Genomic DNA, 13820 nt, shown 5'->3' on the forward strand with positions numbered 1-13820 from the left:
TTACGGTGGCTCTGATAGAGGATTCGCGCCTTGGCGCCGTGATAGCGGGCCTAGCTGGCGTTGTGAGTAATCAATACAGAACCGTCTTCACGGGTCTGGTACGATACTGTAAAGCCAAACGCTGAGTTGGTGGAAGAACCGCTTTCCGGCTTAAAGGGAAGAAGCGTCTTGTCCTTGGACTGCTCGAAGCCGCCGAACACAACATCATCGGATGCTGTGACAGACATAACCACCGGGAGGTGGATGTTTTGGACCTGCACGGTGTACTGATCTCCATCCACCGCGATCGTACCGGAAACGCCGTTCACATCGAAGCTGCGGTCACTGGAAGACAGTGTAGTGGATTCGCTGCCGACCGATATGGTGATCGTATCCAGCTTATTCTTATCTGCCAGCTCCCATCTGACCGTGGCGCTGCCGTTATCGTTGGCCATGATGGTGTCGCCCGTCTGCAGAAGAACGCGGGAGGGGTCGTTGACCGATACCGAAACGGTCTGCTGAATATTGGGAGTGATCTCCGCATCAGCGATCAGGTGATTGAGGTGGATCACATAGACCGGCCGGCCGGTGGGTCCCTGGGTCAGCTCCAGGTTATAGGTCTGGTCCCCCACCACAAAGTCACCGGGAGTCAGGCCGATGGTGTTGCTGGCGTCTCCGACCTTTATGGTAAAGGAATTCGGCACAACGCCTTCAACGAACTGGAACTGTGCGGAGATGTCAGCGCCGCCGGGGCCCTGGATCTGCTGCTGGAAGTCGTTGACCACCAACAGCTCTTCGCGGGTGTTGAGCGTGACGGTGACGGTTTCCGGCAGCGCCGAGGCGCCCACCACCTGGATGGTGGTGTCCTTCTGGATGCCGTTCAACTTCAGCGTGTAGACGCTGCCGACCTGCTCCAAAGAACACGGCTGTTCCAGGAAGGTAAAGTCGCCGGGGGTGGTGACGGTGGTGGTTCCGTCCTCATTGGTGATGATGACGGAATCCAGCTTGCCGTCGGTCTTGATGGACCAGGTGGCCGTCACAACACCGTCCTCGATAACCAATCCTGTCTCTTCGTCGATCTCGATCCACTCGTTTCCGCTGATGTGGACCTCCACAGGCTCAACCGGGACTTCCGCTTCGCCATAAACCGCAATGGTGATGTTGCAGTCCGCGTTGTTGAGCTGAAGGGTATAAACGCCGTCAGATTCGTTCAGAGAACATTCTTCTCCGCTGAAGCTGAATGGGCCGGGTTCCGTGACGGTAATTTCTTCGTCGCCGGTGATGACGACCTTGGAAAACTTGCCGCCCTCCGCAATGCTCCAGGTGGCAATGATGTCATTCCCGTCAACGACCTCCAGAGAAGATCCCTCTTCGATCCCAATCCAGCCGTTGGCGCCGATTTTGACCTCGAACTGACCGTCGCCGATCTGGGTGTTATCTTCGGAATCTTCACCGGGAGTGGTTTGGCCACCTTCATCGGCCCCAGAGTCAGGCTCACCTTCATCGCTTGGCTCAGAACTGGTGTCGGAATCTCCTTCATTGCCTGGCTCGGAACCGGTGTCAGATTCTCCCTCATTGCCTGGTTCGGAACTGGTGTCGGACTCTCCTTCATCGCTCGGCTCGGAGCTCGTATTGGACTCGTTTTCGCCATTTTGCTCGGAGTCTGTTCCAGGTTCTCCCTTACCGTCCGATTCAGAGCTGGTGTTCAATTCGCCATCATCTGACTGAGAGGCGGAGCTTTGCTCACTGTTGTCGTTCAATCCAGAATCAGGTTCCCCACCATTGCCTGGCTCGCTTTCTTCACTACCGCCTGCCGATCCATTGCTTTCGCCTGAATCGCCGGTGTCAGTGATGGTGAACACTGAATCACCAGTGTTTTCCACGGCATAGGCCAGTGTTTCAAACTGAGAAACCACCATGACCGCAGCCAGCACAAGAGATAAGAGCTTTTTCTTTCCTTGTACTCTCATTTTTCTGTGCTTCACACAATTTACCTCCTCTTTTGGCCCTTTTCAGAGCCGTTAATGCCTGATGCCGCATGATTAAGATCATGCGGCGTATATCTGTACCCAATAAATTCTGTTTCCTTGCCTTCCAAACGGCAGCATTTGTCAGAGGGGAACATTCACAGGTTTCCGTTTTTGGTAATATAGCTGTTTTAAACCGTCATTTTTGCACCGCTGGAAAACGGGAGGATTCAGAACCTATCGGGGGTACAGCAAAAACTAACCGAATCACCGCGCATCATAGTTGATGTTGCGGACGATACGGCCGATGACAATGGGGTTGCCACTGATTTTATTTGTCTGAATCTCAATCATTCGAAAAGCGACTCTATCCCCGTGATTAGGAATCCTTCTGCCGCGGATGCCATTGGAAATATAGGCAAGTGCCTGCAGGCCGTTGTTAAGGGTGATGAAAATGGCGTTGCGGGACCGCCCGGTGACGCGGCCAAGGAACTCATCGCCCGGATTCATACCTTCCAGCTGGTTCTCAATCTGCTCTTTTTCCTTCTTGTCGTCCCGCATCGAAATATAAAGCGAGGTGATATTCCCATTTTCATCCCGAGACAGGTTGGTAATATACAGGGGGATCGTCATGCCGTTCTGAATTTCGTCACGCACATCAACAACATAGTCCGCTCGGATGTCCCTGGCTTTCAGGCGAACAAGCATCCCATACACATCAATCAGAGCAACATTCTGGTAGACCGCCAGTACGTTGCCGCTGACCCTACGGCCGGGATAGATCAGGAAATTCCCTTCTCGATCCCGTGCGCTGAGAATGTTCTTGCGGCGGATTCTGGCAGCCATAGCACGGCTGCCGGCAATCAGGTTGGAATCGTAGTCGATTCCGGTGATGATGAAGTCGATCCGTGCGCCCATCATATTGCGGATGATCCGCTCAATTCTGGCTTTATAATCTTGCTTGGATTCTCCATGTCGATGTTCCAATTCGACATCCATTTCACTGAACGGGATCAGCACCCGATAGTTCTGATAGAGTGCTTCAACCCAACCTTCTCCGCCATCCCGGCCTCTTTTAATCTCTTCGATTGTACCGGTGAGAATCTCACGGGAAGCCCGTTTCTGAGAAATATCCGCAAGCACCGGGTCGAACGAGCTAAGGCTGCCGACGATCGGCTTGCCCTTTTCATCCAGCGGCGCTTCCAGACGCATCCTGCGAGCATGTTCCCGGCGTCTTTCAGCATTCAGCCGGCGGCGCTCACTCTCGGAGACCGCATTGCCCAGGTCCCGTTCAATCACATTCTGGACAACTGCTGTACTTTCCGGTTCTTCCTGAAGGTCTGCTTCGGCTTCCGCCTCTGCCACAGGCTCATCATTGAGGGAAGGTCCTTCTTCCATGGTCTCCGGTTCATCCGGTTCGCCGACTTCGGAAGCGTTCTCCGGTTCTGCTGCCGGCTCAGACGCAGGTTCGGTGTCTGCCACCTCGTCAACCTCATCTGCATTCTCAGATTCTGTTACCAGCTCGGCAGCCGGCTCAACATCTGCTGCTTCCTCGGCCTCAACAGCATCCTTCGGTTCCGTTGCCGGCTCGGCATCTGTCACCTCACCGGTCTCAAGGGTTTCCTCCGGCTCCGTTGCCGCCTCAGCGGCCGGTACAGCAGGAGAATCCGGCTCCATTTCCTGTGCATCCTGTGCAGGGACAGCTTCCGATTCTTCGGCCATGACGGCCTTTTCCATTTCCAGATCCATTGTTCTTTCCTTCTTGTCGTTCAGAATCATATCGTTGGTCTCACTCATGGTCTTACCTCCTATGATTTGTTGAATAAACAGGGTGGCTTATCATTCTTGTCAGCGGAAGAACTCACTCCTTCAGCTGTAAAGATCGTGATTAACTCCCATCCATATCCGGCAGGAAACCTTTCGCATCAGAGCGGCGGGGCCGCTTTGCTACCCTTTGGTCTGTTCTCGTTCGCCTTCGGCGGATTGGCCGTGGAACCAATCTGCTGGCCCTCCTGGCTCTGAAGCGGCTTTTTAAGTCCTGGGATACTTCCGTGAGTTGAAGGTTTCTGATGCTTCGTGGATTCGTTCTGTGGGGCATTGGCAGCCTTTTGAATAGCGGCCTGCCGCCGCATAAAGTCAAGAGTGTTCCTTTCCGACTTCGCCTGGGCCTCGGCAAAGGATTCCGGCTGTGGATCCAGGGCGGGTTCAGGCTGGCCGGAAGGTTCATCCTGTTCCGGTGATTGCTCAGGCGGTGACGCCTTGGCAGGGTCTTCGTTTACGGGCATAGTGGGATCCGGTTCCGTAGGATCCGGCTTTTGGGCGCCTTTCTTGTTTCGGCGGGGAAGATCCTCCGCCGGGGGCTTCTCGGACGCCTGTGGTTTCCGATCCTCGTCCGCTTCATTTTCCACTGCCCAGAAAGGATCGGCGGGGTCGTAATCCGTCATTGCAAACACTTCCCACTTCAGGGATTCGGGGTCACGGGTATAATCGAATTTTTCACACTGCAGGATCGGCTGGTCGCGCATGACAATCAGTTCCACATAAGGGTTGTCCTTGGCCATCGTCTGGATTTCGTTAAGGGTCAGGACCATACGCCGGCCGGCACCCACGGATTCGCGTTGATCCAGGGTGAAGTGCAGCGGATCCAGCTTGTTGTGCGATTCGGCGGTGGTATCTACCATGATGGTTGCTTCGCCGGAACGCTTGCTGAAATAGTCCGCTGTGTTGGGATCGCCGCCGCCCAGGAAGATGATGTAGTCACAGTTGTTGAGAATCCGCCAGTGCCCCGGTTCGGGATAGCGTTCGGTAAGATCCGGCAACGACTGAAAAAGGATGGTGATATTGATCTGCCTGGAGCGGACTGTGGCAATTTTCTTAGGGAAATCGGGTATTTCACCGATATTGGGGAACTCGTCCAGCAGAAGGTTTACAGGAACATCACATTTGCCTGCAGTTGTCTTGGTGTCGGCATATTTGACAAGCCGGATAAAGAGCAACGTAAAGAACAGGGCAGCCAGGAAATCGTAAGTGCTGTGCTGATCCGGCGTGATAACGAAGTAGGCGCATTTTTCTCTGGCCGGCAATTCCAGGTCGATCTCATCTGTGCTGGTGATTCGCTGAATTTGAGCGTTGCGGAACAGATCCAGGCGGGAGAGCAGGCCGAAATGAATGTTGGGACAGATTTTTTCGCCTGCCTTGAGAAAGATATTGAAAGCAGGAGTGGCGGCGTTCGTAGGTTTACGGGCGCCCAGAGCAGTGAAGGCATCCTTCATGTGATCCACATCGTTGTCCAGTAGGAACTTGTACGCCCAGGAGAAGGACAGGGCACCGGTGCCCTCTTGCCAGACGTAATACTGGTAGAGCATGATAGCTTTGAGCAGTCCACGTTCGCCCTTATCCCAGAAATCGTCCTTGGAATGGCCGTCGGCGGTGCCGCCGGTGTTCTGGATGATGACATGCGCCATCTGATCTACGATCTCAATTTCCTCACCAGGCTGACAGTTCTGCAGGGCGTCGGCCATGAAGTTCCATCCGCTGGATTTGTCCAGTGATACCAGGTTGAGAGCGCGGACGATGTAGCCGCTTTTCCGCAGCCAGATCGCTGTATCTCGGAAAAGTTCGCCTTTGGGGTCGGTTACGACCATGCTTTCGCCGCGGCGCTTGGAACCGATGATTTTATTGCGGACGATGGCCCGGGATTTCATAGAGCCGGAGGCGCCGATGACGGCCATGTGCTTATTGTGCTGGGACTTTTCCGGCCGGCTCAGAACCAGGCCATCTTTAATCCCGATAATGTCGCCCTCGGCTTTCCAGCATTCCCGTTCCGGCACGCAGTTGAAACATTGGCGCATCCGGTAGTCATCCATCAGCTCAGCAGTTCCGTAGGTGTCCTTATCTGAAAACCAGAAATTCCGCTGCTCGTCGCGGGTCATGCCGGCGTGCTCCAATCCCCGCACTTTCAGAAATCCCCAAATACCAAATGGGATCAGAATGAGCAAAAGGATGAGCGCTTTCCCAGATGGTGAGAACAAAGTCGGGATAGCCACCAGCGGATTTAGATTGAAACCCGGCTCCGAACGGTCTATGCCGGTTGACAGGACGCCCAGCGTATAGACCAGGGCGGGAATGCCGATCTGAAACCACCGTTTGTTCTCTTCATAGACCGATTTGGTTTTGTAGAGGAGTTCCTTGAATTTATCCGTGTTCATTTACCTCCCTCCTTCAGTTAGACGTAATAGCGTTCCGGCATTGTGGATTCGCCCAGATAACGCACCTCTGCCTCATAGCGGGCCTTGGCTGCTTCTTTCCGGGTTTTGAAGCTCTTGTTGAGAATCCACTTTCCTCTATACCAGAGCCGGGCGATCCACCGCTTTTCCGTTTTGTCCCAGGAGATCCCGGGAACTTCGGGCGGATGACGGCGGACATAGATCTGTTCCAGCTCTTCCAGTTCCGCCAGCATGATCTCGTAATACTGGTCGATGATGCTTCGGCCGAAATACTGCCGTTCCGCATCTCGCCGGATCTCCAATGCCTCCTTTGCGGTATCGGCATATTTACGGACAAAGCATCTCTGGCCGACGGTCAGAGTAACGAACCAGATGTACCGGCTTCCAAACCATTGGATCCCGTCTACCGTGGTGGTCCAGCGGATGGGCCGTTCAGATTGGTAAACAATGATCTTATTCGCCTCCTGCTTTGGCAACGGGGTTGTGCAGCCGCAGTCGTTCAAACTCCCATCGACCAGCATTCGCAGCGGAGCGGTCACGATGTTTCCGCACCGACACCGGCTTTTGGCGATGAGTTCCGGAGTTTTCCCAGGGTTCCGGCTCAGGTATATTTCCTGAATGGTCAGCCAGCCAAATTGCCGGAATAAAAAAAGCGCGCTCTCGTGCAGCAGGCCGGCAACGGTCGTTTGCAGCGAGAGCGCATTGAATTTCCTGATGTCTTCCTCAATATCCCGGTAGCAGGTCCCATTTGGCAGTGAAAATGGTTCAGTGATTTCAATGGGCCGAATGCAGCCGGAAATTTCCGAATTGAGGATCGGGCTTGCTTTCCCGTCCGGCATCATGGATCACCTCACTTTGTTTTCCTTTTATGCTTGTTGAAAATCCCCTGCGCGTGGGGAGGGCATTTCACAATGCCCAATAAAAAATCCCCATCGCTATATGCGATAGGGAAGGCCTTGTTCTTCGTACAGATTTTCTACATATCCCTCCAATTCCTGTTGCGGCAAATATGTGATACGGAGCCTTGAACGGCTTTCGGGCTCCAGCTTTTCAAGGAAGCCGTCAAAAAACGGTTTCTGCCACTCCATAGCGAGTATGGTGTAGCTGTTTTGAGAAACAAGAAGATCTCCGATCATCCAGCGTACCGTATCGAGATGCAGCCCGATCAGGACGAACAGAGTGCTCCCATCTTCCAACGTAGCGGTTAGTTCTTTTTCCCCTATGTATTCCCTGGAAATGTCGGGAGCTTTGCCGGCCTGGCATAGTCGTTCCCAATAATTCAGCGCCAAATCCTTGAGATACATGGGCCAGTGCGGAAATCCCATGAGGGAATAAAGGGGGATCGCTTCGCGGATCACGGGCAGATAGTAGGTATCCGGGACGATCAGGAGATTGTAATTCTCGCTTGCACCCTTCGTTTTCCATTTCCGCCCAAAACGTGATTCACTTTCGATCGTGTTCTGAACCACATTAAGCGCCGCTTTATGGGTTTCGTCCCCAAACAGGATGGCGCCGCGGGTTTTCGGAACCAGCGGTTCTTCTACCTGATTCCCGTCGCCATCGCTCTGTACCAGGGTGAGACTCTGCCGGTATACCGTCCACGCCCAACTGTCCACATAAGCCCGAATGGCTTGTTCACCATGAGGGCGCAGGCGGATCGCGGTGCGTTCGGTGTTGTAGAGCAGGTAAGGGCCGTTACCGGAGAAGAAAACCCCGCTTGTTCTGGCATAGCGGGTCTGGTCTGCGACCTCTGGCTTTCCCCCATTAAATTCCGCTTCCGCCATCACAAGCTGTTGAAGTTCCGGCAACAGGTAAATACAGCCGATCGGAGTTTCTCGATAGGAGTATTCTTTCGTATCCCTCGCTTCGCGGCTGCTGTGCCTCCGAATGTTTTTGTCATAGTAACGGAAGGTTCCCTGGTTGAAAATAGAGTTTTCCACTCCCCGGAATCGTTCTGGGTCCAGGGGCTTCGCCGCATGGGCTGCACAAGCTGGCCTGCCGGCCGCCTCTAACGGGAATCCGCTTAGGGCGGTAATATCAGGCTTAGTATCCGGGTGTACCGAATACCCCGCAAACTCCGACATGGCTCTCGTTTCCGAGAGCAGGGAAAGACGGTAGATCCGGCGCTCCTGATATTCAGAGGGCGATAGGGCAAGGTTATCATCGCTCCCATATCGCTCAGGGTTATATGTTCTTAGAAATTCCCGCCCTTTCTTGGTCAGATAGTATCGGAGGCCGTGGATGCTGGGGGGAATGGTTTCTTTGTACTCTTGCGCTTCCTCATTGTTTTCCACCTTACCCATCCGAATTTTTCTTCTCTGTTCACGCACTCTCGCATTGAGGTTGAGGCAGGCGATGAGCCCGTCTTTCTGTAACGACCGAATAACGCGATTGCGCCAGCTCTCACTAACCGGCCATAAATAAAACGCTCTTTTATCAGACCATTTACTATCCGCGAGAAGTCTTAAAAAAGCTGTATAAGCTGAGGAGGCTATACCCTTTTTGCCGTCTGTTTGCTTTCTCAAAAACACGCCCCTCCTTCTTTAGCAAACTCGTATCCCCTGGATAAATGAAAATCCGAATTTTTAGCTTTCTACCGCCGTTTCTCTATGACAGTTTAGTTACTGTTTTTCTGTTTCCGAAAAAAAACGAACAGTAAGCAAAATGCCGCAGATTTTTCGAAGAATCAGTAACTAAAATGACGCGAGCACCATCCGATTTCAATAACCAAAATGGCACGGTAACAAGGCTTAAAAAACGGTGCTTTTCATTGCCTCATATCCGATTCATACATAGAGAAATCCATATCCCGCAGAAGGTTCATCATCCGGTCTACCGGGGTAATGATTAACTCTGTAAAGGATTTGCCGTCTGGTACAGCCATCTGCATCGTAACGCTGGTGGTGGGTCCGTCATTGAATATCAGTGTGGATTGCAGCGCATTGAGGACTACGGAATACTCCTGGTTGTCATAGTCCCGGTAGTACCATTGCCCTGGACGTGGTTTTTCATAATGGTGGACAAACAGGACAAAGGCATAGGAAAACCGAAGCCGTTGTCCATGTTCCTGCCGGTAATTCTCTGAGAAAACCCCGAGCGTGTAGCGGATTTTACCCGGTAGATATTCATTCCATCTGCCCTTGAGCGGCAGCAGCATCGGCATTTCAACGCGCAGCCGTTTTGTCTCCTCATCATAGCTGATCTGAATATCCTGGGAGATGTCCATTTGGGAGGGAAAGGGGATCGGATGGATCAGGTCGTTTTTCTGAATAGCTTTGCACATGTTGTCCAGCGTGCGCCGCCGGCGCAGGCAATACAACTCACCGGCATCCGAAAGGGCCGTCAGCGATTCCCGCAGGCTATCAGGACTGTCCGACCAGAAATAGGCCTCCCGTACCAGGCGCAGCAGGTTTTTCTGATAGCTTTTGGTGTCCTGGAGGAGCGTATGCAGGTATGGGGATACCCGGCGCTGCGGCCAGGCTTGGATTTCTTCGCAAAGTTCTTCCAATGGATCAGACATTTTGATTCACCGCCTTATATACTTCTTCCGCAGAATAGAACGTGCAGACATTTTCTTCATCCAGCGTGACAAAATAGGCGATTTGGGAAGAATGGATGTACCTTGCACTTTCGATATTCTCCAAAACGACAATGTATCTGGCAGCCTCCAGAAAAGCCTTATCGTCCTTTTCAACGATCCGGGAAAAGTAGCTGAATTCAGCACGATAAAGCAATTCCAACCTTGCCGCTCTAAGCTGGTTGTCAAAATAAGGTCCGGCATCCGCAGGGCAATAGGCAATCTCATAGGAACGATCTTCCAGCATCAAACAGATTTGAGATGGGGACAGGTTAGAGGAGATCGAAAAATGATGCTCTACCCTGTTGATGAAATCCAACAGGACCCAGATGCAGCGATCCATGGCGATGCGCCGGGAAGGGGACGGTTCTTCATAGCGGTACGAGAAGAACCCTTTTGACGACTTATCAAAATAAACCTTCTCACCATGCACCCGGATGGAATTGACCTCTGCTTTGATCTTTGGAGCGGAAAACCCCATGTTCTCATAAAGCCGGATGAGCTGGCTCTCCCGGATAAACCCATACTCGCAAATCAGATCCTCTGTATACTGGTAGGTCAGCGGTTCTTTAATTAAACCAAACACCTTTTTCACCTCTTTCTCGTTTGTAAACTTCGGGTATTTGTGCGCACAAACGGTGTTTGTATACAGAATAGATATTTGTGCGCACTTTTTTGTGCATATAGGTTGTGCTTGTGAGCACAAATCGCTTTTATATGCACATCCCGTTTTTATGCACACAAGTTTGACTTGAGCGCATAAAAACGCCCCCACGGGAGTGTTCCTGTGGGGGAAATTTGAAAATTACAGCTTGACCTTTTTACGGCCTATTGGGATCAGTTGCGAGCTTTGCCGGCGGACGGCGGACAGCATCTCGCCGGGCGTTGGGGCTTCTTCCGCCTGTTCCGGCATCGTATTTTCCGCCATCTGCTGCATCTTCTCATCTACCATGCTGTTCAACTCATGAACATCGGTTGTAATGAGCTCATGTTCCAGCTTGCTGGATACGATCTTAATGGCAACGCTGCTTCCGCTTCCGACCAGCAGCGCCTGGCCGCGTTCCAATCCTTGTACAATGTCTACCTCACGCTGCTCCAGATCCAGGCTGTCCCGCAGCAGGCTGAGAGCAACCGGTTCGGTGGCCATAATCATGCCAAGAGAACAGGAGTTGAGGATAGCCTGAGCATAGGAACCGTTATCCAGCGCGAAGAAGTCCGCAAGCTCCTGAGTAACGGCCACGGCGCCGGCGCCATAGCCTCGGAAGGTCTTGAACATCTCCAGGACGGATTGGGCTGCCTCCTCCGGCGCTCCCTTACCGACCAGCCGCCAGATCTCGTCAATAAAGACGCGCTTATTCTGGGTACGGTCTTCCTTGACCTTATCCAAAATAAAGTCAAGGGCAATGTACATGGCGATGGGCAGCATCTTCTTATTCCGCTCGAAGGCTGACAGGTCAATGACGATGTACTTGTTGTCCAGGGCCACATTGGTCTGTTCAGAGAAGTTTTTGGCCGATCCAGTGACATATTTACTCATGATATTGCGAATTCGGCTCATGCGCGGGTCATCGGCCATGTTGTCAGAGAGATCCTTCAGAGTGGGCATCTTCCGGTATTCGCCCGGGTTGTCAGGGTCGCTCAGGGAAGCGTTGTCATCTGTGATTCCAAACTTTCGGTAGGTAGCCATCATGTGGCCGTTAAGAAGCTGTTCCTCCTCATTGGTGATGTCCGGCACCATGATTTCAAACAGGGTTTCCAGAGAGGAAATCTTCTCCGAAAGGATACTCTCCTCCATGTCGTCGCTGTCCAGAATTTTAGATACCATCGCTGTACGCTCATCGTTTTTGCGAATCGCCATCACATTGATGCAGTGCGGGGAGCCGGGGGCAATGCGGATAAACTGCCCGCCAATGGCGTCGCAGCTCCGCTTAAACTCCTTGCCCTTGAGCGGCGCAATGATGAAGACCTGAATCCCCGCCTCTCTGGTATGCAACGCCTGAACCAGCATGTTATAGGTTTTGCCCGCACCCGAGCTGCCGCAGATATACATGTTGGCGTTCTTATACCGTGCCGTATCGAACACATCCGGCATAACCAGGGAACCGTTGGTGAGGTTGGTGCCCATCAGGATGCCGTTATCGTCCATCAACTCATAGCTTGCAAAGGGATAGAGGGAAGCGGCGCCGGAGGTCAGCATATTCCGGTGACCCAGCGCAAAGATGGTGTCAGGGACCTTGCACAGCGGCAAAGTACCCAGGAAAGCGTCCTCCTGATGGAAGTTTGCCGGAACACACTCCATGTCCATATCCTCAAACATGGAGCTGATGGCGTGCATCCGGTTGAACAGCGTTTCTTCGTTCATCGCGATGACCGTGATAATGGTCGTCACATAGAAGAAGTCCTCTCCATTGCTCAGCCCGTCCTTGATGTACTGGGCGGATCGGGCTTTGCCCAACATCTGGTCAAACGAATCCGAGTTGGTATTCCGGTCCTTGAGCTGGGCGGAGGACAGGTTGATCTGCCGGCGGGTGGCCAACCGCACCTTATCCCGTTCGCCGCGGGAAAGAAACACATCCACATCAATGCCGCCGCCGGCATTGATGGCGGAGAACAGCCAGCTGCCCCAGACCTGGGAGCGGTAGCCATTGGTGGGGATGTACATGTAGCCGTAGTAAACGCCGTCGATGACCACATACTTACTGCTGGTCATATCAATGCTCAACGGGGCGATAAAATCAGCGGCCGTGATCTGCCGGTCGGGATAGGCCGCAAGCTGGTTGTATGCGAAGTCCACCTTATCTGCATAGCTCATGCCGTAGGTATTGAAGCGTTCCAGTTGAGAGAACAGGATGTTGTAGATGAAATCCACCTCGTCCTGCTCGTCAGCAAACTCGTAAACCACGTTATTGCAGCGCTTGAACTGCTGCTTTGCGCGGGAAACGGCGTTTTCCAGAGCCAGCTTCCGCTGCTTATCGGTGGTATTGCGGTTGGACTGGCTCTCATCATACTCCAGGATAAGGAAGAACTGCCGGCTCACGCCGTTCTGGGTCGCATTGGAGCGCAGGGTGTTGATGTAGTCCAGCATCATGGCCCGACATTTTTCATTCTCCTCTTCCTGGATCCGCTTCTGCATCGCTTCGATAAACCCTTCCACATCGGCGCTCTTGGCCATGGTTTTAATCTGGATGTTCACCGGGCAGGTGCGCAGGAGGATGGCGAACTGGTCGATGGTGTAGTTCTGCTGCTCTGGAGAGAGCATGGGGAAGTTGATAGGCGCCACACAGAGAATACGGATGAAGCGGCCGCCTTTGGTGATAATGCAGCGATCCTCGATGCGGTCGATGGGCATATACTCCTGAGAGGAAATATTCCGCTGTATTCCATCATCCGACTCCGGTGCCTTGGGCATGGAGAGGACATACTTTTTGCGGAATTCCGCATAGATCTCCTTGCGCTGCTTTTTGGTAATAGTCTCGCCCAGGCCGATCCGGCGCTGGATCTCCTGCTCTGCCAGGCTGTCCGCGTGCTCGGTTTCCGACTTCCGCTTTTCATCCCATTCCTTCTTAACACGGGCAGCCTCCTCATCATCCGCCTTCTTCTGCTCCGCCTTTTTGGCCTTGAGCTCTTTCTGAAGGGCTTTGAGATTGGCTTTCAGTTCTTTCTGTTTTGCCCGGTCTTTGGTATCCTTGAGAAGCATCTGAAGTTCGGAAATCTGATCCTCCAAATCAGAAAAGGGTCCCTTTTCTACGCTTTCTTCGCCTTCCTCTATGCGGTATTCCAGGATCCGGCGGTTTTTGCGGAACCGAAGATAGGTTTTGAGAAACTGGGTAAGGGATTCCCTGTTATAACCGATCAGAGCCACTGCCGCCAGGGGAACACAGATAATAAGCATCAGGATAATTTTGATACTCAGGTCGCTGAAATGGACGAATTGCCAGAACAGGATCCCCGGGATGAACGAAAGCAGCGAGGCTTCAATCCAGTTCCGGGCAGGGATCCCGAACGCGGATGGCCCATCAAAGATATTCGCCGGGATGTGATATGCCCGGCTCTGTTCTTCTGCCATGAAAA

8 protein-coding genes are annotated in these 13820 nt (G+C 52.8%); all 8 read right to left on the reverse strand.

Annotated elements, in window-relative coordinates; all coding sequences use genetic code 11:
• Positions 1–50 precede the first annotated feature (50 nt).
• The 8 genes from BQ5353_RS08265 to BQ5353_RS08300 all read right to left on the reverse strand — a co-directional run bounded on the left by BQ5353_RS08265 (position 51) and on the right by BQ5353_RS08300 (position 13815).
• Positions 51–1964, reverse strand: coding sequence for an ICP22 family protein (locus BQ5353_RS08265; RefSeq protein WP_071427810.1), 1914 nt, complete (start codon positions 1962–1964; stop codon positions 51–53).
• 249 nt (positions 1965–2213) lie between these two features.
• Positions 2214–3743: a S1 domain-containing protein gene (locus tag BQ5353_RS08270; RefSeq protein ID WP_071427812.1), complete on the reverse strand. Its 1530-nt coding sequence runs from the start codon at positions 3741–3743 to the stop codon at positions 2214–2216.
• A 128-nt stretch (positions 3744–3871) separates the two neighbouring features.
• Positions 3872–6154, reverse strand: a complete 2283-nt coding sequence (locus BQ5353_RS08275; RefSeq protein ID WP_071427814.1) for a VirD4-like conjugal transfer protein, CD1115 family — start codon at positions 6152–6154, stop codon at positions 3872–3874.
• Positions 6155–6171: 17 nt separating this feature from the next.
• Complete coding sequence (locus BQ5353_RS08280; RefSeq protein WP_071427816.1) at positions 6172–7014, reverse strand: hypothetical protein; 843 nt, start codon at positions 7012–7014, stop codon at positions 6172–6174.
• A 93-nt stretch (positions 7015–7107) separates the two neighbouring features.
• Positions 7108–8697 carry a hypothetical protein gene (locus BQ5353_RS08285; RefSeq protein ID WP_071427818.1) on the reverse strand — a complete coding sequence of 530 codons (1590 nt, stop codon included), beginning with the start codon at positions 8695–8697 and terminating at the stop codon, positions 7108–7110.
• 242 nt (positions 8698–8939) lie between these two features.
• Complete coding sequence (locus BQ5353_RS08290; RefSeq protein WP_071427820.1) at positions 8940–9692, reverse strand: hypothetical protein; 753 nt, start codon at positions 9690–9692, stop codon at positions 8940–8942.
• Positions 9685–10335 (reverse strand): DUF5697 family protein, encoded by a 651-nt coding sequence (locus tag BQ5353_RS08295; RefSeq protein ID WP_071427822.1) that lies wholly within the window; start codon positions 10333–10335, stop codon positions 9685–9687. The genes BQ5353_RS08290 and BQ5353_RS08295 overlap by 8 nt, the downstream gene beginning before the upstream one ends.
• A gap of 219 nt (positions 10336–10554) precedes the next feature.
• Positions 10555–13815 carry a PrgI family protein gene (locus BQ5353_RS08300; RefSeq protein WP_071427824.1) on the reverse strand — a complete coding sequence of 1087 codons (3261 nt, stop codon included), beginning with the start codon at positions 13813–13815 and terminating at the stop codon, positions 10555–10557.
• Between the last annotated feature and the right edge of the window lie 5 nt (positions 13816–13820).

This window comes from Merdimmobilis hominis (assembly GCF_900104615.1).
Taxonomy (GTDB): domain Bacteria; phylum Bacillota; class Clostridia; order Oscillospirales; family Ruminococcaceae; genus Merdimmobilis; species Merdimmobilis hominis.

Coding starts and splice junctions, on each gene's coding strand:
- BQ5353_RS08270 (WP_071427812.1), bottom strand. CDS start 3,743: ATGAGTGAGACCAACGATATGATTCTGAACGACAAGAAGGAAAGAACA.
- BQ5353_RS08290 (WP_071427820.1), bottom strand. CDS start 9,692: ATGTCTGATCCATTGGAAGAACTTTGCGAAGAAATCCAAGCCTGGCCG.
- BQ5353_RS08275 (WP_071427814.1), bottom strand. CDS start 6,154: ATGAACACGGATAAATTCAAGGAACTCCTCTACAAAACCAAATCGGTC.
- BQ5353_RS08300 (WP_071427824.1), bottom strand. CDS start 13,815: ATGGCAGAAGAACAGAGCCGGGCATATCACATCCCGGCGAATATCTTT.
- BQ5353_RS08280 (WP_071427816.1), bottom strand. CDS start 7,014: ATGATGCCGGACGGGAAAGCAAGCCCGATCCTCAATTCGGAAATTTCC.